General features: G+C 59.3%; 20 protein-coding genes. 7 read left to right on the plus strand and 13 right to left on the minus strand.

What is annotated here, in order from left to right; all coding sequences use genetic code 11:
• Nucleotides 1-101: 101 nt before the first annotated feature.
• Nucleotides 102-677, minus strand: coding sequence for a YceI family protein (locus EQV90_RS04700; protein WP_004419644.1), 576 nt, complete (start codon nt 675-677; stop codon nt 102-104).
• A 32-nt stretch (nt 678-709) separates the two neighbouring features.
• Nucleotides 710-1,261, minus strand: a complete 552-nt coding sequence (locus EQV90_RS04705; protein ID WP_004419642.1) for a cytochrome b — start codon at nt 1,259-1,261, stop codon at nt 710-712.
• Nucleotides 1,262-1,548: 287 nt separating this feature from the next.
• Here EQV90_RS04705 and EQV90_RS04710 point away from each other — a divergent pair, with 287 nt between their 5' ends.
• Both EQV90_RS04710 and EQV90_RS04715 read left to right on the plus strand, forming a co-directional pair.
• Nucleotides 1,549-2,955 (plus strand): adenosylmethionine--8-amino-7-oxononanoate transaminase, encoded by a 1,407-nt coding sequence (locus tag EQV90_RS04710; RefSeq protein ID WP_240877797.1) that lies wholly within the window; start codon nt 1,549-1,551, stop codon nt 2,953-2,955.
• A 63-nt stretch (nt 2,956-3,018) separates the two neighbouring features.
• Nucleotides 3,019-3,738, plus strand: a complete 720-nt coding sequence (locus tag EQV90_RS04715) for a 16S rRNA (uracil(1498)-N(3))-methyltransferase (RefSeq protein ID WP_004419638.1) — start codon at nt 3,019-3,021, stop codon at nt 3,736-3,738.
• Between the two features lie 47 nt (nt 3,739-3,785).
• On the opposite strand, the gene EQV90_RS04720 is transcribed toward EQV90_RS04715, so the two are convergent.
• Nucleotides 3,786-4,751 (minus strand): GlxA family transcriptional regulator, encoded by a 966-nt coding sequence (locus EQV90_RS04720; protein ID WP_004419635.1) that lies wholly within the window; start codon nt 4,749-4,751, stop codon nt 3,786-3,788.
• Nucleotides 4,752-4,943: 192 nt separating this feature from the next.
• On the opposite strand from EQV90_RS04720, the gene EQV90_RS04725 reads away from it, so the two are divergent.
• Nucleotides 4,944-5,585, plus strand: coding sequence for an HD domain-containing protein (locus EQV90_RS04725; protein WP_240877798.1), 642 nt, complete (start codon nt 4,944-4,946; stop codon nt 5,583-5,585).
• A 30-nt stretch (nt 5,586-5,615) separates the two neighbouring features.
• Here the strand turns inward: EQV90_RS04725 and EQV90_RS04730 are convergent, their stop codons facing one another.
• Genes EQV90_RS04730 through EQV90_RS04740 form a run of 3 tightly spaced genes read right to left on the minus strand, consistent with a single transcriptional unit; the run spans nt 5,616 to nt 8,159 of the window.
• Nucleotides 5,616-6,518 carry a transporter substrate-binding domain-containing protein gene (locus EQV90_RS04730; RefSeq protein WP_004419631.1) on the minus strand — a complete coding sequence of 301 codons (903 nt, stop codon included), beginning with the start codon at nt 6,516-6,518 and terminating at the stop codon, nt 5,616-5,618.
• Nucleotides 6,519-6,544: 26 nt separating this feature from the next.
• Entirely contained in the window at nt 6,545-6,895 is a 351-nt protein-coding gene (locus EQV90_RS04735; protein ID WP_240877799.1) for a RidA family protein, read from the minus strand.
• Nucleotides 6,896-6,926: 31 nt separating this feature from the next.
• Nucleotides 6,927-8,159 carry a D-amino acid dehydrogenase gene (locus EQV90_RS04740; protein WP_127196525.1) on the minus strand — a complete coding sequence of 411 codons (1,233 nt, stop codon included), beginning with the start codon at nt 8,157-8,159 and terminating at the stop codon, nt 6,927-6,929.
• Nucleotides 8,160-8,267: 108 nt separating this feature from the next.
• Between EQV90_RS04740 and EQV90_RS04745 the strand changes: the two genes are divergently transcribed.
• On the plus strand, nt 8,268-9,185 hold the full coding sequence (locus EQV90_RS04745; protein WP_240877800.1) for a LysR substrate-binding domain-containing protein: 918 nt from the start codon (nt 8,268-8,270) through the stop codon (nt 9,183-9,185).
• 857 nt (nt 9,186-10,042) lie between these two features.
• Here the strand turns inward: EQV90_RS04745 and EQV90_RS04750 are convergent.
• The 3 genes from EQV90_RS04750 to EQV90_RS04760 all read right to left on the minus strand — a co-directional run bounded on the left by EQV90_RS04750 (nt 10,043) and on the right by EQV90_RS04760 (nt 13,815).
• The gene (locus EQV90_RS04750) at nt 10,043-12,034 is read right to left on the minus strand and encodes a pyrroloquinoline quinone-dependent dehydrogenase (RefSeq protein WP_127196524.1); all 1,992 of its coding nucleotides are present in this window, start codon (nt 12,032-12,034) and stop codon (nt 10,043-10,045) included.
• Nucleotide 12,035: 1 nt separating this feature from the next.
• On the minus strand, nt 12,036-12,407 hold the full coding sequence (locus tag EQV90_RS04755) for a hypothetical protein (RefSeq protein ID WP_004419622.1): 372 nt from the start codon (nt 12,405-12,407) through the stop codon (nt 12,036-12,038).
• Between the two features lie 142 nt (nt 12,408-12,549).
• Nucleotides 12,550-13,815: a sodium:proton antiporter gene (locus tag EQV90_RS04760; RefSeq protein WP_004419620.1), complete on the minus strand. Its 1,266-nt coding sequence runs from the start codon at nt 13,813-13,815 to the stop codon at nt 12,550-12,552.
• A gap of 151 nt (nt 13,816-13,966) precedes the next feature.
• Between EQV90_RS04760 and EQV90_RS04765 the strand changes: the two genes are divergently transcribed.
• The gene (locus tag EQV90_RS04765) at nt 13,967-14,800 is read left to right on the plus strand and encodes a DMT family transporter (protein ID WP_004419618.1); all 834 of its coding nucleotides are present in this window, start codon (nt 13,967-13,969) and stop codon (nt 14,798-14,800) included.
• A 13-nt stretch (nt 14,801-14,813) separates the two neighbouring features.
• Nucleotides 14,814-15,200, plus strand: coding sequence for an MAPEG family protein (locus EQV90_RS04770; RefSeq protein ID WP_004419617.1), 387 nt, complete (start codon nt 14,814-14,816; stop codon nt 15,198-15,200).
• Between the two features lie 86 nt (nt 15,201-15,286).
• Here EQV90_RS04770 and EQV90_RS04775 read toward each other — a convergent pair whose 3' ends face one another.
• Nucleotides 15,287-16,441, minus strand: a complete 1,155-nt coding sequence (locus EQV90_RS04775) for an MltA domain-containing protein (RefSeq protein ID WP_160626601.1) — start codon at nt 16,439-16,441, stop codon at nt 15,287-15,289.
• A gap of 121 nt (nt 16,442-16,562) precedes the next feature.
• On the opposite strand from EQV90_RS04775, the gene EQV90_RS04780 reads away from it, so the two are divergent.
• On the plus strand, nt 16,563-17,012 hold the full coding sequence (locus EQV90_RS04780; RefSeq protein ID WP_004419615.1) for a cytochrome c: 450 nt from the start codon (nt 16,563-16,565) through the stop codon (nt 17,010-17,012).
• Nucleotides 17,013-17,119: 107 nt separating this feature from the next.
• Here EQV90_RS04780 and EQV90_RS04785 read toward each other — a convergent pair whose 3' ends face one another.
• From EQV90_RS04785 to metK, 3 genes are all read right to left on the minus strand, one after another.
• Nucleotides 17,120-17,515 carry a DUF1090 domain-containing protein gene (locus EQV90_RS04785; protein WP_004419614.1) on the minus strand — a complete coding sequence of 132 codons (396 nt, stop codon included), beginning with the start codon at nt 17,513-17,515 and terminating at the stop codon, nt 17,120-17,122.
• A 67-nt stretch (nt 17,516-17,582) separates the two neighbouring features.
• Nucleotides 17,583-19,247 (minus strand): NAD-dependent DNA ligase LigB, encoded by a 1,665-nt coding sequence (ligB, locus tag EQV90_RS04790; RefSeq protein ID WP_240877801.1) that lies wholly within the window; start codon nt 19,245-19,247, stop codon nt 17,583-17,585.
• Nucleotides 19,248-19,410: 163 nt separating this feature from the next.
• Complete coding sequence (gene metK / locus EQV90_RS04795) at nt 19,411-20,601, minus strand: methionine adenosyltransferase (RefSeq protein WP_004419612.1); 1,191 nt, start codon at nt 20,599-20,601, stop codon at nt 19,411-19,413.
• Nucleotides 20,602-20,619: the final 18 nt, after the last annotated feature.

A 20,619-nucleotide genomic window follows, 5' to 3' on the forward strand; every position in this document is an offset into this window, starting at 1 on the left:
TTTAACCTGCAGACCGAATGGGTACAGGTTTATTCCGTACACAAAAAAACGCCCCGGCTCTTGCGAGTCGGGGCGTTTTTTTTAGCCGTATGAAAGCGCGATTACTTGGCTTTCACGCCTTCCAGCGAGATGTCCAGGCTCAGAGTCTGGTCCTTGCTTGGGGATTTGATACCGAAGTCCTGCAGGTTGATGGTGGTGGTCGCGTTGAAGCCAGCGCGCTCGCCGCCCCATGGATCCTTGCCTTCACCGTTGAACGTGGCCTTGAACGTTACCGGCTTGGTCACGCCGTGCAGGGTCAGGTCGCCGGTCACGTCAGCAGTCGTGTCGCCGGTTGGCACCACTTTGGTCGACTTGAAGGTCGCTTCCGGGTACTTGCTCACGTCCAGGAAATCTTTGCTGGCGATGTGCTTGTCGCGTTCGGCGTGGTTGGAGAACAGGCTTGCGGTTTTCAGGGTAACGTCAATTTTGCTGTCTGCAGGCTTGGCTGCGTCCCACGAAAAGGTGCCGCTCCAGTCCTTGAAAGTACCGTGAATGAAGCTGAAGCCCAGGTGGCTGATTTTCCAGTCGATGAAGGCGTGCTGGCCTTCCTTGTCGATGGTGTAGTCAGCAGCCATGGCCTGGCCGGCAGTCAGCAGAGCAGTACCGAGAGCCAGTGCAGCGAGGGTCTTTTTCAACATGCGTTCTATTCCTTTTGAGTTGAGGTTGAGCATCAGGCTTTGCGTCCCAGCATACGAGTCAGGGTCGCATCACGATCGATAAAGTGGTGTTTCAAGGCGACCAGGCCATGCAAACCGGCAAAAATCACCACGGCCCACGCCAGCCACAGATGCACGACACCGGCCACATCGGCCTGATCGGGCAAGTTGGAAATCAGAGCGGGTACTTCAAACAGGCCGAAAAACGGAATACCGACGCCTTCGGCAGTGGAAATAAGGTAGCCGGCAAACATCACGGCGAACAACCCCAGATACAACAAGCCATGGCCGAGTTTGGCACCAATGCGCGTTGCCCGGCTGTAGCTTTCAAGTGCCGGCGGAGCGGGGCTGATCCAGCGCCATAGCACCCGTAGCAACATCACGGCGAATAGCGTCAGGCCAATGCTTTTATGCAGGTCCGGTGCTTCCTTGCGCCATGGGCTGTAGTAGTCGAGGCCGACCATCCACAAGCCCAGGGCAAACAATCCGAACACCGCCAGCGCAACGGACCAATGCATGAAAATACTGACCGCACCATAGCGAGAAGACGAGTTACGTAACTGCATTACCGACATCCTGTGGGAACTTGCGCCTAAGACTAATGATTTACCTATCGAATGAAAGCGCATTTATTTGCTGTAAGGCATCGATAAATGCGATCAGTAGCCTGAGAGTGAAAAGTTAAGCAAACGTTAACGATGTTTTATGTCGCTCTTGTATGCCCGTGAGCGTCTCAAAGTTCAACACCCCGGGCTTTGGTGAATAGTAATGGGTTGTTACACGCACGCGCATTGCATAGGCTTGCGCGATTGTTTGCCCGCACACGCCGGGAGCCAGCGCCAGGAGAGTGGATATGGGCCTGAATAATCAGTGGATGCAGCGTGACCTTGCCGTGTTATGGCACCCCTGCACCCAAATGAAAGATCACGAGCAGCTGCCGCTGATTCCGATCAAGCGCGGCGAAGGCGTATGGCTGGAAGACTTCGAAGGCAAGCGCTACCTGGACGCGGTGAGTTCGTGGTGGGTCAACGTGTTTGGCCATTGCAACCCGCGTATCAACCAGCGCATCAAGGATCAGGTCGACCAGCTTGAGCATGTGATTCTTGCCGGCTTCAGCCATCAGCCGGTGATTGAGCTGTCCGAGCGCCTGGTCAAGATGACACCTGAGGGCCTGACCCGCTGCTTCTATGCGGACAACGGTTCGTCCTGTATCGAAGTCTCGCTGAAGATGAGCTTTCACTACTGGCTGAACCGTGGCCAGCCGGAAAAAAAGCGTTTCGTGACCCTGACCAACAGCTACCACGGTGAAACCATGGCGGCGATGTCGGTGGGTGACGTGCCGCTGTTCACTGAAACCTACAAAGCGCTGTTGCTCGACACCATTAAAGTGCCGAGCCCCGATTGCTACCTGCGCCCCGAGGGCGTGAGCTGGGAACAACACTCGCGCACGATGTTTCTGGCCATGGAGCAGACACTCGCCGAGAACCACGACACTGTGGCTGCGGTGATTGTCGAGCCGCTGATTCAGGGCGCGGGCGGCATGCGCATGTACCATCCGGTATACCTGACGCTGCTGCGTGAAGCCTGCGACCGTTATGGCGTACACCTGATCCTCGATGAAATTGCAGTGGGTTTTGGCCGTACCGGCACCATGTTCGCCTGCGAGCAGGCCGGCATCACGCCGGACTTCCTGTGCCTGTCCAAGGCCCTTACCGGCGGCTACTTGCCGCTGGCCGTTTGCGTGACCACCGACGAGATCTACAGCGCGTTCTACGATGACTATCCGACTCTGCGCGCCTTCCTGCATTCCCACAGTTATACGGGCAACCCGCTGGCTTGCGCGGCCGCTCTGGCGACGCTGGATATCTTCGAGCAGGACAATGTGATCGAGAACAACAAAGCCCTGGCCCAGCGCATGGCCAGTGCGACGGCGCATCTGGTTGACCATCCCCATGTCTCGGAAGTGCGTCAGACGGGTATGGTGCTGGCCATTGAAATGGTCCAGGACAAAGCCAGCAAAACCGCTTACCCATGGCAGGAGCGGCGCGGTTTGAAAGTCTTCCAGCACGCACTGGAGCGCGGCGCCTTGTTGCGCCCATTGGGCAGCGTGGTGTATTTCTTGCCCCCTTACGTGATTACTCCGGAGCAGATCGACTTTCTGGCCGAAGTGGCCAGTGAAGGGATCGACATTGCGACCCGCAGTGATATCAGCGTGGCCGTGCCGTCGAACTTCCATCCCGACTTCCGTGACCCCGGCTAAGCCCTGTTTTGTAGCCGCTGGCGCAGACGGCGACATAAGTCATTTAATTTTCAGAGAACCTACATGAGATTGTCCCGCTTTTTTATCGATGCACCTTTGAGCCTCGGTGAACACGAATTGCCTGAAGCCCAGGCGCATTACATTGGCCGCGTGCTGCGCATGGCCGAGGGCGATGCCCTGCAGGTGTTCGATGGCTCGGGACATGAGTTCACCGGGCGCCTGCTGGAAGTCGGGAAAAAACGGGTGCGGGTGTTGCTCGACGAAAGCTTTGCCGGGCAAATTGAATCGCCACTGGCCATTCATCTCGGCCAGGGTTTGTCCCGTGGCGAACGCATGGACTGGGCCATTCAGAAGGCCACCGAGCTGGGGGTCAACGAAATTACCCCGATCATGAGCGAGCGCTGTGAAGTGCGGCTCAAGGACGAGCGCGCCGAGAAGCGTCTGTCGCACTGGCGCCAGGTGGCAATCAGCGCGTGCGAGCAATGCGGTCGTTCGCGGGTGCCGGTCATTCACCCGCCGGTGTTGCTCAGTGAGTGGATCAAAACCACCGAGGCTGATCTCAAGCTGGTGCTGCACCCGGTGTCCGAGCCGCTGGCCAGCCACGCCAAACCCGGGCGTCTGGCATTTCTGATCGGGCCAGAAGGCGGGCTGACCGACAACGAAATCGATCAGGCCCAGGCCTCGGGTTTCCAGCCTGCGCGCCTTGGTCCTCGGGTACTGCGTACCGAAACGGCACCGGTTGTGGCCCTGGCCGTGGCCCAACAGTTGTGGGGCGATTTCTGATTGCGCGCTGATCCCGGTTTTGGCGCGGGCAAGCCTGCGCCTGTGGCTTAAACCATCGGTGCAAAATTCATCCGGAACTGCTGGGGCGATACCCCCAGCCGGCGCATAAACACGCTACGCATATGGTGCGCATCGCGAAAACCGCATTCGTATGCCACCGTCTTGAGCGCCAGGGTGGCGTTTTCGAGCAGGGCCCGGGCAGCGTCCACCCGGGCTCCTTCCACGAACTGCGCGGGTGTGGTCCCTGTTTCCCGGGCAAATATCCGAGAGAAATTACGTGGGCTCATGGCGGCAGCCTGTGCCAGCTCGGCGATGCTCAGGTCGGTGCGCAGATTCTGCAGCACCAGGCCTTGCACTGCCGCGACCGCTGAAGCGGTATGGGGGGTTGCGGTCAGAAACGGGCTGAACTGCGACTGCCCGCCTGAGCGCTGGGTAAAGACCACCAAGCGTCTGGCCACATTCAGCGCCACCTGCGGGCCGTGATCCTGAGTCAGTACATATAACGACAGATCAATCCCCGCCGTGACCCCGGCCGAGGTGTACAAATTGTCGTCCTGCACATACAGGCGATCCACCTCCAGCACGGCGTCGGGGCACAGACGGGCGAGGGCCGCGACATCACTCCAGTGCGTGGTGACACGGCGCCCGTCCAGCAACCCGGTACGGGCGAGCATCAATGCGCCATTGCAGATCGAGCCATAGCGTCGCGACCGCCGGCATATACCGCGCAGCCAGGTGTAAAACTCCGCGCCGAAATCCTGCCCGGGCAAGGCCGGGCCTCCTGCACATAACACCAGGTCATAGCTGTCTGGTGCTGCAGAAAAATGCCGGTGGGCCTGAATCGACAGCCCGTTCGAGCACCTCAGCAGCCCTGACTCCAGCCCCAGTACGTCAAGCCGGTATTGCTTGTCGGGGGCCAGAAAGGCATTGGCTTCGGCAAACACATCCATGGGGCCGGTCACGTCCAGTGCCTGCACGCCAGGAAATACGATCAATGCTACGGTCAGGGTCATCAGAGTCGGCCGTCAGGTGGGTAAGAGATGAAATACCGTAGTCCGCTGATGTGGACAAGCGCCTGCAGGACGATGGCCGGCATTGCAACCTGATTGGCACGAATCGTCACTGTCCGCTGATTGTTGCCATTGGGGCATGCGCCCACACTAAACATCACGGCGCCAACCCGGCGCTCGCTCGAGGAGTTCGCCATGAGTCAGACCATCGCAGGCATCGTCATCCCGGACAGCGCCCTGGCCAAAGCTACCACCGAATACATCCGCGACGTCGAGTCCGATTTGCTCTACAACCACTCGCGCCGGGTATTTTTGTTTGGCGCCCTGAGCGGGCAGCGCCAGCAACTGGCCTATGACCCGGAACTGCTTTATGTGGGGGCGATGTTTCACGACCTGGGGCTGGTCGAAGGCCACCGTACTGAAGACGAGCGCTTTGAAGTGGACAGTGCCAACAATGCCAAAGCCTTTATGAAACCGTTCGGCCTGAGCGATGACGATGTGGAGCAGGTGTGGTTATCCATCGCGTTGCACACCACGCCGGGCGTCACGCAGCACCTGCGTCCGACTGTGGCGCTGGTGACGGCGGGGGTTGAAATGGATGTGCTGGGCATCGACTACGCGGCGTTCCCTGCCGCGCAGCGTGAAGCCGTAGTCCATGCTCACCCGCGGGGCAAAGGTTTCAAAGAGTGCATTCTCTGCGCCTTCGCCAACGGTTTTAAGCATCGTCCGCAAACCACCTTTGGCACGGTTAACGCCGACGTACTGGTGGACTGCGACCCGGGCTTCAAACCGCTGAACTTCGTCGAAATCATCCGCAAATCGCCCTGGGCTTCCTGATCACGGAGAAAATGGAGTGGGGGCCGGCCTTTACTCCACCGGGTCACTCACCGGCGTGGCGATGATCTGTTTCAACTCGGCGGTCATCGGGAATTCGAGATTCAGGCCGTTGGGCGGGATTGGCTGTTCAAACCAGCGCTGGTAGATGCCGGTAATTTCCCCGGACTGGTATAAATCGGCCAGGGTTTTGTTCACCACTGCCAGCAACTGCGGGTCGTCCTTGCGCACCATGCAGCTGTAGATTTCCCGCGATTGCTCGTCGCCCACCACGACCCAGTTGTGCGGGTCGCGGGCTTTGGCGCGTTCGCCGTAAAGCAGCGCGTCGTCCATATAGAACGCCGCAGCCCGGCCGGTCTCCAGCATCTTGAATGCTTCGCCGTGGTCCTTGGCGCTGATCACGTTCATGTTCATCTTGTGATCAGCGTTATAGCTTTTGATGAAACGTTCGTTGGTGGTGCCGGCGGTGGTCACCACGTTTTTGTCGCGCAAGTCATCAAAGCCTTTGATGCCACTGTCCTTGGCGGTCAGCAGCTGGCCTTTGACGTAAATGAAGCCATATGAAAACGCCACCTGCTTTTGCCGCTCGGCAGTCACCCCCGTAGACCCGCACTCCAGGTCGACGGTGCCGTTTTGTACCAGCGGGATACGGGTTTGCGAGGTCACCAGGTTGTATTTGACCTTGAGCGGCTGGTCGCCCAACTGCTGCTGAATGCGCTGGACGATCTTGTTCGCCAGCTCCACCGAATAGCCCATGGGCTTGCCGCTGTTGTCGCCCACATACGAAAACGGCACTGAGGCGTCGCGATAACCCAGGGTAATGCTTCCCGAGTCGGCAATTTTCTTCAGCGTGCCCTGTAATGGCGCTTCGCTGGCGTGCAGTGAGTGGCTGAGCAACAGACCCAGCGTACAACTGATCAAAGTGAGTTTTTTCATCTTCTTGTTCTCCGGTTGCAAACAGGTCAGTGACGAACGGCAATCACGCTGATTTCTACCAGCACCTGAGGCCGCGCCAGTTCGGCTTGCAGGGTGGTGCGTGTCGGCGCCTTGCCCGCCGAGAGCCAGGCCGACCACACGGCATTCATGGCCGCAAAGTCGTGCTCGATGTTTTGCAGGTAAATCGTGGCGTTGAGGATGTGGTCTTTGTCGCTGCCGGTCTCGGCCAGCAATGCGTCGATCTTGGCGAGAACTTCCTGAGTCTGCGCGGAAATATCTGTGCTTTGGGTGGGAACCTGTCCCGACAAAAATACCAGCGCCTCGAAGGTCGCAGCGGCGCTTAAACGGTCATTGCTGTTGAGGCGGTGAATCGTCATCGGGGATTTCCTTGTACGTTGAGTTAGATATTCAGGCGCAGAGACCCTGCATGTCGATGGCGGGTTTACGTTGTCCGATCAGGTCGCTTAACAGGCGCGCGCTGCCGCAGGCCAGGGTGAAGCCCAGGGCTCCGTGGCCGAGGTTGAGCCACAGGTTGCGATATCCGCTGGCACCGAGGACAGGCACGCCGCCAGGTGTTGCAGGACGCATGCCGGCCCATTCGATGGCGTCGTGATAGTTGCCGGCATCCGGGAAGGTGCTGGCGGCCAGTTGGCGCATTTGTGCCAGACGCTTGGGGTCCAGGGAAGTATCGAAACCGACGATGTCGACCATGGCCGCAATTCTCAACTGCTCGCCAATGCGGGCGTAGACGATTTTACGGTCGTAATCGGTGATGCTCACATTCGGCGCTTTTTGCGGGTCGCTCAGGGGCAGGGTCAGGCTGTAGCCCTTGAGCGGGTAAAGCGGCAAATTCAACCCCGGCAAGCTCAGGGCCGGGCTGGTGTGTCCTGCTGAGAGCACCAGTTGATCCACTGGCAAATGCTCATCGCCCATTTGCACGGCACTGACTGCGCCGTTGGCGTGATGGATACGGGTGACGGTTTTACCCAGCAAAAAGGTGCAACGGCCGCTGGCTTGCAAACGGGCGACCAGTTGCTGGCAGAAAGCATGGCAATCACCCACTTCCTCGTCGGGGGTATAGATGCCGCCGATAAACGCCGAGTCCTTCAGGCCTGGTTCAAGGGTTGCGCATTCGCTGGCAGACAGTGCTTGTTGAAATGGGCTGTGGGCAACTCTGGCCCGCGCCTTGTCGAAGCTTTCCGGATTGCGGAAGGTCACCAGCTTGCCGTTGCGCCGCCACTCAAAACCGCTCAATTGATCTTCTTCACGCCACTGCTGCAAGGTGGCCTGACTCAGGAGCGCCAAGCGCAGCAAGTGCGCAGCATTGCGCTGATTCACCGAGCCCCGGCAGGCGGCGATAAATGACGCCATCCAGCGCCATTGGGCCGGGTCCATGCGGGGCCGCAACTTGAGTGGCGAGTCGCCGCGCAACATCCAGCCCATCGCTTGCCAGGGCACCCCGGCATCGGCCAGCGGTGCCACATAGCGATAGGAAAGCTGGCCGCCATTGGCGAAGCTGGTCTGGCTGGCGAGCGTGGGCCGGGCTTCGATCAGGCTCACTGAAAAGCCGTCGCGCACCAGCGCATACGCGGTTGCCAGCCCGATAACGCCACCACCGATGATGCAAACCCGCTGTCCCATGTCAGTCCTTAGCCCAATGTTGTTCGGGCTCAGATTAGGGGTAGGTGACAGAGGCTGAACAATGAATAAAGATGCCTTACCCATAAACAAAGGTTATGGACTACCGCCATGCGTTTGCGACATATCGAAATCTTTCAGGCCATCCGTCAAACCGGCTCGGTGAGTGCCGCCGCGCAACTGCTGCATGTCTCGCAACCGGCGGTGAGCAAGGTGCTGCAGCACGCAGAGCTGCAACTGGGGTTCCCGCTGTTTTTGCGGGTACGCGGCAAACTGCAGCCCACCCCTGAAGCCCTGCTGCTGGAACGCGAAGTCGAGAAGGTCAGCGAGAGCCTGCAAGGGGTACAGCGACTGGCCGAAAGCCTGCGCCGTGCCCCCGGGCACCGCTTGCGCATCGGCAGTACGCCGGCATTGGCGCTGTCGCTATTGCCGCCGGTGATCAGCGAGTGGACCCGGCGCTACCCGGATATCAGTTGCGAACTGGCCAGTGCCCATAGCCGGGAGCTGGTGCAGAACCTGTTGATGCGCGAGCTGGACGTGGCCCTGACATTCAAGCTGCCTGACCATCCAGGGCTCAAGGCCCAGGCATTGGCCCACGGCGTATTGGTGGCGTTGGCGCCGCGGGGTTACTGGCCGGATGAGAGTGAGGGAGAACCGCTGGCGCTGCATGAACTGGCAGATGCGCCGTTGATCGGCCTGAGCAATGCCGACCCGTTATTCGCGCGTCTAGACAGTTATCTGAAAACCATTGAGCCGCCGCCGCGTATCAGCATTGCGGTGCAAACCTATTCTCTGGCGCGGGCGATGGTGGAGTCTGGAGCGGGGCTGGCGGTGATTGACCCGTTCACGGCGCTGGGTGCTTCGCGGGCGAGCACCCTGATTCGTCCGCTGAGTCCTGCATTGCCGATTACCTTGTATGCACTGACCCGTGCCGACGAAGCACCGGCGCATACGCTGGAGGGGTTGCTGGAACTGTTCGCCGTACGGGCCGGCGAACAGTTGCAGCGGTTGATGGGAGGAAACACATAACCTGTGGGAGCCGGCTTGCCGGCGATAGCATCGCTGGCAAGCCAGCTCCCACAGGGCCCGATCAGAGCCTGTGGTTGCCCGGCATCGACCAGTACTTTTGGTGGCTTTGGCGCTGCGGGGCCGGCGAACGGTTGCAGCGGTTGATGGGAGGAAACACATAACCTGTGGGAGCCGGCTTGCCGGCGATAGCATCGCTGGCAAGCCAGCTCCCACAAGATCCTGTCAGAGCCTGTGGTAGCCCGGCATCGACCAGCACTTTTGGTAGTGTTGGCGCTGCGGGCCGGCGAACAGTTGCAGCGGTTGATGGAAGGAAACACATAACCTGTGGGAGCCGGCTTGCCGGCGATAGCATCGCTGGCAAGCCAGCTCCCACAGGGCCCGGTCAGAGCCTGTGGTAGCCCGGCATCGACCAGCACTTTTGGTGGCTTTGGCGCTGCGGGGCCGGCGAACGGTTGCAGCGGTTGATGGAAGGAAACACATAACCTATGGGAGCCAGCTCCCACAGGGCCCGATCAGAGCCTGTGGTAGCCCGGCGTCGACCAGTACTTTTGGTAGCGTTGGCGCTGCGGGGCCGGCGAACGGTTGCAGCGGTTGATGTGAGGAAACACATAACCTGTGGGAGCCGGCTTGCCGGCGATAGCATCGCTGGCAAGCCAGCTCCCACAAGGTCCAGTCAGAGCCTGTGGTAGCCCGGCATCGACCAGTACTTTTGGTGGTGTTGGTGCTGCGGGGCCGGGGAACGGTTGCAGCGGTTGATGGAGGGAAACACATAACCTGTGGGAGCCGGCTTGCCGGCGATAGCATCGCTGGCAAGCCAGCTCCCACAAGGCCCGATCAGGGCGTGTGGGAGCCCGGCATCATTTCGGCAGTGCGTAGACCACCACTTGATCGCCCACCTGATCTTTCATGATGGAGTTGCCGCCCGCGACAAACGCCACATATTGCCGGCCCTTGTACTCATACACCGCGGGGTTGGCGACAGCAGGTGCCATGACGTTATCCGACCACAGTTCCTTGCCGTCATCCAGGGAGTAGGCGCGCACCTTGGCATCCATCGAGGCACCAATGAACACCACGCCACCGGCCGTGATTGCCGGCCCGCCGATGGTAGGTGAGCCCATGCTTTCAGGCATGTACCAGCCATATTGCTGCACCGCGCCCATCGGACGACGCCATTTCACGTCACCGGTGTGCATGTCGATGGCGACGATTTCACCGAAAGGCGGCGCCCAGCACGGCATGCCGGCCCAGTTCTGCGCATTGAGCAAGGACATGCCATAGGGTGCGCCGATCTGCGGATAGAAGCCGTTTTCGTTGCCTGCTTCCTTGGGTTGTTTGTCATAGGAGGCGCGATCCCACAGCTTGATCATCTGCACGATGTGCGAGGTGTTAACCACTGCCACCTGGCTGACCGGATCGAAGGCTACGCCACCCCATTGCACGCCACCGGCGCTGTCCGGGTAGGCCAGTACGCCGTTACCTTTGGTGGAAGGTGGCGAGTACATGCCGTTGTATTCCAGGCCGTCCCACATTTTCGAACACTGGCCAAAGCCGACAATATCGGCGATTTTCCAGATTGCGGGCTTCTTGGACTGGTCCAGCAACGGAGCAGGTTTGGTCGGGAAGGGCTGCGTGGGTGAGTAGACTTCGCCATCGGCATCGCCTTTTGGCACCGGCCGCTCTTCAATCGGCCACACGTCTTCACCGGTACGACGGTCAACGGTGAACAGAAAGCCCATTTTGGTAGCTTGAACCAGCGCGGCTACAGGTTTGCCATCGACGGTGATGTCCATCAGGGTCGGGGCCGAGTTGATATCGTAGTCCCACAAATCGTGGTGAACCCACTGACGGGACCATACGACCTTGCCCGTATTGATATCCAGCGCGGTTGTTGAGGTACCCAAAGGAATCGCTTTTGGCCGGTTGCCGCCCCAGTAGTTGGGTGAAGGCGAGGAGACCGGGATGTACAGCAGGCCGAGTGCCGCGTCATAGGACATGGCGGTCCAGATATTGGCGGTACCGGTATTGCCGGCCTCATCATCGGGAATCGGTTTGAATTCCCATTCCAGTTCGCCGGTACGGGCGTTGAGCGCAAACAGCGAGCCTGGTGATTCGACTTCGTACTCCCAGTCCTTGCCGGCCCAGCCGACGATCAGCTTGTCACCGATAACGGTCGGCGGCTGCAGGACCGACAGCGGCCATTTGGCGTTGAGCTTGTTCCACTGGTTGATATCAACCACGCCGTTTTTGCCAAAGTTTTCGCATGGCTTGCCGGTGTCGGCATCCACTGCAAACAACTGGGCTGTCATATTCCCCAGGTACACGACTTTCTGACAGGCAACCCCGGGTTGCGGGTTTTTTTCCTGCCAGTAGGCTACGCCACGGGATTTCAAGGCCGGCTGGGTGAGGGCCTCCAGCGGCGACTTGGTGTCATAACTCCACTTTTCTTTACCCGTCTCAGGCTCAAGGGCAATGATCCGGTAAAAAGGCGTGCCGACGTACAGCGTGTCATTGGCAAAGATCGGGGTGGCGGACCATACAGTGGCAGGGGTTTTACCGGTCCCGTCCGACATGTCGCCGGTGAAATACTGCCAGACCTTGGTCAGTTTTCCGACGTTGTCCTTGTTGATCTGGTTCAGCGGCGAATATTTTTGCGAGCTTAACTGGCCATGGAACGAGTCCCACTCCTTGCCATTGGGCACGGGTATTCTGGCGTCTTCGGCGGAGATACTGGATGGCGCCAGCAGGGGCGTGGGCACTATGTAAGCGGTGTCAGCGTGTGCGGTTGAAATACCCGCGAGCATGCAGATGACCGGTGCCGTGAAAAGATGTTTTTTTACTTTATCCATGTCACGCGCTCCTTGTTGGCTTGCCGCAAAAAGTTTCGATGACCACCCCTGCGGCGCACACCACCAGCACCAGAGCTGTCCACCAGCCATGCAAGAGGACCGCGCCAAACAGCGTCCCGATGACCGCGAGCCAGCTAAGAACAACGAAGAAACTTCTTAGTCCCCCGAATTCATGCTTGATCAGCAACAGGCCAAGAATGAACAGAACGAATTCGCCCAGCATCGTTACCATCGCGCCGCCGGAGTCAGTCACGCCCGACAGTGGCGTAAAAAATCGCCATGCCGTAATGGCCAGGGCGATCAGTGCGGTGATAACTATGATGTAGGCGCCTGTATGGCGCCTGGGCGGTGCATAGCCAGCAGAAGTACTCATCCCTTTCTCCTTTACGTTTTATGCTCTCAGGCATTAGGAAAAAGAGTGTAGCCAAGCTGGCAGGAAACGCCGGGACGAGGTGCCCCGGCAGTTTCGCAGTCGCTACCGGGGGGGCGGTGGCAGCGAGATTGCGGGCTTCAGATCAATGCGCGGGATCCGTCTCGACCGGAGCCGGTGCATCTTTGGTCACATGCTTGACCAGTTTGCCGATGGTCAAACCCTGGAACAGGATCGACGACAGCACCACGATGTAGGTAATACTCAGGATCAGGTCGCGTTCCGGCCCCAGTGGCAAGGCCAGAGCCAGGGCTACCGAAACCCCGCCGCGCAAACCACCCCAGGTCAGGATGCGGATGGTGCCGCGGGGCACCGTACGCCAGCGGCGCAGCAGCACAATGGCCGGGGCCACGGTCAACAGGCGCGAGAGCAGGATGGCCAGGGCCAGCACGCTCGCTGCCAGCAAGTGCAACCATGAGAACGGCAGCAACAGCAATTCCATGCCGATCAGGGCAAACAGCAGCGCGTTGAGCATGTCATCGAGCAACTCCCAAAAACCGTCCATGTAGCGCCGGGTCATCTCGTTCATGGCCTTGTTGCGGCCCAGATTACCGATGATCAGACCGGCGACCACCATCGCAATGGGTGCCGAGACATGCAGCTCGCTGGCCATGGCGGAGCCGCCGATCACCAGCGCCAGGGTCAGCATCACTTCGATCTGGTATTGCTCGATGCTTTTGATCATTCGATAGACCAGATAGCCGATCAAACCGCCAAACACCACGCCGCCAATGGCTTCATGGGCAAACAGCATCGCGGTGGCGCCCAGGCTCGGGGTTTCGCCCAGTTGCACAATGCCCAGCAATACGGTGAACACCACAACGGCGGTGCCGTCATTGAACAGCGACTCACCGACAATCGTGGTTTTCAGCGGTTTGGATGCGTTGGCGGTACGCAGCACGCCAAGCACGGCGATCGGATCAGTGGGCGAAATCAGGGCGCCGAACAGCAGGCAATACAGGAAGCTGATATGCCATCCAAACAGGCCAAAGATCCAGTACGCCAGGCTGCCGATCACGGTGGTGGCAATCAGCACACCGACGGTGGCCAGCAGGCCGATGGGCCAGCGGTAGCTGCGTACGTCGTTGAAGTTTACGTGCAAGGCGCCGGCAAACAGCAGGAAGGAAAGCATCCAGTTCATCAGCAGATCGCCGAAATCGATCTGGCCGATCAACTCCTGCACGCGATCTTCGAGACCGGGATAGCCAATAAAGCTCAAGCCTTGCAACAGCAGGGAAAACATGAGGGCGGTGACCATCACACCAATGGTTGGCGGCAGGCCGATAAAACGGAAGTTCACGTATGTCAGCAGTGAGGTCAGGCAGATAAACGCAGCAACAAGTTCAAGCATCCGGGATCCTGTAGTGGCGGGAGTCAGTGGAGACCCTGATCGGGTCAGGTCTTGTTTGATGAAAAAGCAGACGGCAGCGACACATATTCGCGGCACAGTCATGAATACCGTATAAAAAAGATGCCGATCCATAAAAATAAAGGAGGTAACGGTGCTGGCAACCACGTTGGTGCTGATCGCGGCTGTGTTGCATGCGATCTGGAATACCCTGATTAAGTTCAGTGGCGAACGTTTGCTGGTGATCGCGTGCATGGACACGGTTGCGCTGCTGCTGGTTGTTGCGCTGGTGGGGTTTGTGGCATTTCCGCCCATGGACATCTGGCCGTGGATTTTGGCATCTGCCGTATTCGAACTGCTTTACCGGGTGTTGTTGATTCGCGCCTATCGGGTGGGTGATCTGGGATTAGTCTATCCGCTGATGCGCGGGCTTTCGCCACTGGTGGTGCTGGCGTTGACCCTGACGTTTGCCGGCGAAGCCCTTACCGGTCAGCAAATCATCGGTATCCTGCTGATCCCGTGCGGCATGGCCTGCCTGCTGTGGCAGGGCGGTGGCGGTGATCGGTTGCCTTGGTCGCTGCTGCCAGTGGTTGCACTGATTGGCCTGTGCATCGGCTGCTATACCTTCCTGGATGGTCAGGCCCTGCGGCGCTGGTCGCACCCGCTGGATTATCTGGTTTGGGTAACCCTGATCAGCGCCTGGCCGTTCCCGTTGCTGGCGCTGACCCGCAGGCGTACCGCGTTTACCCTGTTCTGGCGTACGCAATGGCGTTTGGGGGTGGCAGTAGGGATTTGTGTTCTGGCCAGCTATGGCCTGGTGTTGTGGGCCATGCAGCTGGGCTCGATTGCCGAGGCCGCGGCATTGCGTGAAGTCAGTGTGATTCTGGTGGTGCTGTTCGGTATGCGTTACCTCAAAGAACCTTTTGGTGGGCCGAGGCTCTTAGCCTGTGGGCTGGTGCTGATCGGCATGCTCGTGATGAAACTCTAAAAAGGAAATTCCAATGACGGTTGCCTTCTGGTGTGTACTGATTGCCCTTTGCCTGCCCTATGTCTGTACCGCCTTTGCCAAGTTCAGCGACGGCAAGTTCGGGCCGCGGCAGAACCATGATCCACGGACGTTTCTCGACGGTCTGCAAGGATTTGCCAAGCGCGCCCATAGCGCCCAGCTCAACAGCTTTGAAGTGACCCCGGCGTTTGCCGCCGCGGTGATCATTGCCGATATCGTGGGCAATGCGCAGCCCGTGACCATCGACGTGCTGGCGGTGCTGTTTGTTACCAGCCGCCTGCTGTACATCATCTGTTATCTGGCCGACTGGGCCATGATGCGTTCGGTGGTCTGGTTTATCGGCATGGGGCTGGTGGTCAGCTTCTTTTTTGTGTCGATGTAAGTTCAGGCTGAAAATGCAGGAGCGAGCTGTTCGCGATCACGGGACCATGTTGAAGCGCCCGCGAGCAAGCTCGCTCCTGCACCAGGTTACTGTGGCAACGCCGCGCCTTTAGGCCACAGCAGCCAGATATTGCCCTTTTGCTTCATGTCGCCGGCTATTTGCCCGGCCTGGGGGCCGGTGCCGACGAAGAAGTCCGCGCGAACCTCACCGGCAATTGCACCGCCGGTGTCCTGGGCCGCAACCGGCCGGACTATGGGTTGGCCGTCGGCCTGGGTGGTCGACAACCACAGCAGGCTGCCCAGCGGAATGACCTTGCGATCCACCGCCACGCTATAGCCGGCCGTGAGCGGCACGTTCAGTGAGCCGCGCGGGCCTTCGTTGCTGTCGGGGTTCTGGGTGAAAAATACATAACTCGGATTGCTGGCCAGCATTTCGTGAACGCGCTCCGGGTGCGCCATTGCCCAGGCGTGAATGGTACCCATGGTCACGTCTTCTTTTTTCAGCTCGCCTTGCTCTACCAGCCAGCGGCCAATGGGTTTGTACGGATGACCGTTCTGGTCGGCATAGCCGATGCGCAGCTGGCGACCATCGTCGAGTTGCACTCGGCCCGAGCCCTGGATCTGCAGGAACTGCAGGTCCATCGGATCAGTGAGCCACGCCAGCACCGGTGCGTTCAGACCTTTGCTGTTGATGGTTTCGGCGGTGTCGTAAGGCTTGAGTACGCGGCCTTCAAGGCGACCGCGCAGGCGCTTGCCCTTCAGTTCGGGGTAGATACTGTCCAGATTCACCACAATCAGGTCGGACGGAATGCCATAGATCGGCACATTCGCGGCCTGGGTGGGTTTCAGGCTTCCGGGGTAAACCGGTTCGTAATACCCGGTGATCAGCCCGTCACTGCTGCCTTCGGCCGAGCGCAGGCTGTACACATCGAGATGGGTCTGCAGAAAACTGCTGATTTGCTCTACGCTCGGGCTGGCTGTCAGCTTGGCGGCATCGCTGCACACGCTTCCCCAGTTAGGGTCGGCCTTGAGTCGGGTACAGGCACTGCGCCATGAGGCAAACCCGCTTTGCAGGTCGCTGCCTGTCACTTGCGGCAGGGCACTCCATTCAGCTTTGCTGTAAGTGGTGTGGGGCTCCGGTTTGGTGCTGCCCTTGTCAGCATCCTTGTCGGTGCCATTGCATCCGGCCAGTAACATGACAACGGGCAGTGCCCAGGCCAGAGGCTTGAAAAATGTACTCATCAGCAGGTTCCTTCGAGATTTGCCGAGTGACCTTCAAGGCAAACCCTATATTCAATAGGGCTATTGGTCTTTGTGTGTGACGCGAGGATACTGGCGGCCGATTCCCGTGACGTGAGCCACTATGATTGTTAAACGACTGACTGTTGTATTACTGGCCTGCCTGACGTTATCGGCGTGTGGCGGGGTTGATCCCGATTCGCCGCTGGGCCAGCGTAAAGCGATTTTCAAGCAAATGCTCAAGACCAGTGAAGACCTGGGCGGCATGTTGCGTGGCAGGATCGCCTTTGACGGACCACGCTTTGCCGAGGGAGCAGTCAAGCTCGATGCCCTGGCTTACGAGCCGTGGAAGCATTTTCCGCAGGTGAAGGAATCCGATCAAACCAGCGCCACCGACGATGTCTGGCAAAAACAGGCACGTTTTCAGGAGTTGGCTCGCCAGTTGGAAGCTGCCACAGGCGAGCTGGTTGTCGCTAGCCGGATACAACCCTATAAAGCCAGCAACCTGACCCCTGCAATGCAAAAGGTCGAAGACACCTGCAGTGCGTGTCACAAGGAATTTCGTAATCACTGAGTGAACCGCAACTGCAATCCGTCCTGCAGGAGCGAGCTGTTCGCGATCACGCAGTCACGTGATCATGTTGAAGAGCTCGCGAGCAAGCTCGCTCCTGCAGAGGGGGCTTATTTATCCAGCTGATCCAGCGCCTCTTGCAGCTCTTTGCGCGACTCGGCCAGTTTGGTTTTGCGCTTGTCGATTTTTTCCGGATCGCCTTTCTTCATGGCTTTGTCCAGGTCGGCCTGGCGCTGGCTGACTTCGTGCTTGGCTTCCAGCACCTTGTTCTCGCGTTCTTTCTTCAGGCCCGCGTCGGTGCAATGTTCAGTGACTTCGCTCAGGGCTTTTTCCAGGCCGGCAATCTGGCCGGAATTGTTGTGGGCGCGAGCTTGTTCAAGCTGCAGGCTGATGGCCTGTTTCTTGGCTGCGCAGCCCGTCAGTTCCGGCGCAGGCTCTGCGGCCATCAGCGGAGCAGCCAGCAGGCTGCAGACAGTTAACAGGGCGAGCGGGGAAAGAAGTTTCATAAAGAGCTCCATGACAAAAGATGACAATAAACACAATTTTCAAAAGTAATGCTGCGGCCTGGGGTTTCTAGTCGAAACCGGCAATACCGGCAGCGCGTAATTCTTCACTCAAAGCCTGCACGTTCGGATCGCGAAAAAAAGAACTCAACTGCACCGCGCGACTGGCTCCAATGCCTGGTTGTGCCTGCCAGGCCAAGGTGTCACGTGCCGCCAGCGCTTGCCACGACTGGCCCAACGGCGCGTCTGCAGTCGGCGGCAGGCCAATGGCCCGCAGCCAGCGTTCGAACGGTTGTAACCGGGCTGCATGCAAACTGCCGAGCAAGCGGGCGGTGCTACGCTCGCCCAAGCCATCAATGTTAGCAAGCTGCGCGGCATCCAGGGTCAACCAATCGGTCAGGTTGTTGATTCGCCCTGCCTGAAGCAATGCATTCCAGGTTCCGGGGCCGACATGTTGCATGGCCAGACCTTTTTTACCGCTCAGCCAGCTCAAACGGGCCAAAAACTGGCCCTCGCAGCCTGGTGACAGCTGCCAGCAACTGAGGCCGTGGAAATTATCGGGATCGGGTGCCTGCACTTCAACCCTTTTACTGGTACGAAATACGACACGGTCCAGTCGCGGGATGGTCATGCCTGCCAGGCTGATGGCCACGTGATCCCCGGGGCGGATGTCCAGGGCCTGCCAGCGCTTGAAGGAACCGGCACTGATGCGTTTGATGGTGCGGTCGTCGAGGCGCACCGGGATCAATTCCAGCATCGGGGTTATGCGTCCGGTGCGGCCAATCTTGAAGGTCACCTTGCGAACTTCGCCCAGGGCTTGAGCGTGCGGGTATTTCCAGGCGGCAGCCCAGTTCGGCGGTTTTGCCTGCCAGCGTTCAGCCGCAGGGCGCCGGCTCTGGCGCAGCACCAGACCGTCGCTGGCGAACGGTAGCGGGTTGTTGTACCAGTGTTCGCGCCACTGCCGGGCCTGTTCGAAACTCTCTATCGGCTGGCTCAAGGCCTGGCTGTCGGCAAAACCCAGGGTGCTCAGTCGGGCGAGCCGCCCGTCCTGGGTGTCGGGGCCTTCAGGCCAGTCCCAGACAAACAGGCCGATGCCTTGCCCTTGCCCGGCACTCAATTGATGACGCGCCATAAGGCCGGCGACCGTGCTGCGGGCATTCACGCCGCCGGATCTGGCCTGGATATGTCCGGGCAGCCGCCAGTACAGTTCGCCTTGCAGCACGATATCCACAGGTTGCAGCAATTGCTGGGGGATGGCGCTGATGGCCCGTGCCGCCCGGTTCCAGTTTTGCCCGGTTTGCCCGTCTCCCCGGCTGATCACCTGGTGCAGTTGCCCTTGTCGATACACCAGGGTGACGGCTACGCCATCGACCTTGGGCTGAACCCAGAGCTCCTGGCGCCCCTGGATCCACTGTTTGACGGCCTTCTCATCGGGCAGTTTCAGCAGGCCGGTATGGATCACGGGGTGAGGCACACTGCCGCCCGCGGTTTTTAGCGGGTTATCCACAACAGCAAATTTGAAACAGTGCTGCCAGCCTTCAAAGCGCGTGCGGGACTGGTCGTAAACCGCGTCGCTGACCTGTGAAATACCCAGGCGGTGATAGCTGTCGTCCCAGGTTTCCAGCTGTTGCTGCAGAGCCTGGTATCGAGCCCGGTCGGGGCAGGTGTCAGCCAGTGCGTTGAGTGCCAGTAGCGCGAGCCAGAACCCGCAGATAAATCGAAGTGAGGCGAGCATCATGAGCGTCCTTGCCCGGGGTGAATGCTTAAGCCTAGTGAAGGTATTTTGCGTCTCGCACCAGGAGCTTTGCCGGGTATTTCAAACGAACCGGCTCCCGCGTGCAGATAACAAAAAGCCCCGGACAGTCACCTGTCCGGGGCTTTTGGTGCAGCAGGTTCCGTTAGAACCCGGCAGCGGTGCGCAGCTCTTCAGCACGGTCGGTACGTTCCCACGTGAACGTGGTGAAGGTATCGTCACCGACAGTCTTGACCTGCGGTGTACGGCCGAAGTGGCCGTACGCAGCAGTTTCCTGGTACATCGGGTGCAGCAGGTCAAGCATGGTGGTGATGGCGTATGGACGCAGGTCGAACACCTCACGTACCAGCTTGATGATTTTGTCGTCGGAGATTTTGCCGGTGCCAAAGGTGTTCAACGAAATCGAAGTCGGTTGAGCGACGCCGATAGCGTAGGAAACCTGAATTTCGCAACGCTCGGCCAGGCCGGCTGCCACGATGTTCTTGGCCACGTAACGACCGGCATAGGCCGCCGAACGGTCAACCTTGGATGGATCCTTGCCCGAGAACGCGCCGCCGCCGTGACGGGCCATGCCGCCATAGGTGTCAACGATGATCTTGCGTCCGGTCAGGCCGCAGTCGCCCACCGGGCCACCGATGATGAACTGGCCGGTCGGGTTGATGTGGAACTGGGTGTCCTTGTGCAGCAGCTCGGCTGGCAGCACATGCTTGACGATCAGCTCCATCACGCCTTCGCGCAGATCTTTGTAGGAGACATCCGGGTTGTGCTGGGTCGACAGTACGATGGCGTCGATCGCCACAACTTTGCCGCCTTCGTAGCGGCAAGTGACCTGGGACTTGGCGTCCGGACGCAGCCACGGCAGCAGGCCGGATTTGCGGGCTTCAGCCTGACGCTGAACCAGCTGGTGGGAGAAAGTGATCGGCGCCGGCATCAGCACGTCAGTTTCGTTGCTGGCGTAGCCGAACATCAGGCCCTGGTCGCCGGCACCCTGATCTTCAGGCTTGGCACGGTCAACACCCTGGTTGATGTCGGGCGACTGCTTGCCGATGATGTTCATCACGCCGCAGGTCGCGCCGTCGAAGCCAACGTCGGAGCTGTTGTAGCCGATGTCGGTGATCACATCACGGACGAGCTGCTCCAGGTCAACCCAGGCCGAGGTGGTGACCTCGCCCGCGATGATTGCTACGCCGGTTTTCACCAGAGTTTCGCACGCCACACGGGCGAACTTGTCTTCAGCAATGATGGCGTCCAGCACCGCATCAGAAATCTGGTCGGCGATTTTGTCCGGATGCCCTTCAGACACGGACTCGGAGGTGAAAAGGGAGTATTCGCTCATCTCGACGGTTTCCTAATA

Origin of the sequence: Pseudomonas sp. TMW22089 (assembly GCF_022496645.1) — a bacterium.
GTDB classification, from domain to species: domain Bacteria; phylum Pseudomonadota; class Gammaproteobacteria; order Pseudomonadales; family Pseudomonadaceae; genus Aquipseudomonas; species Aquipseudomonas paraversuta.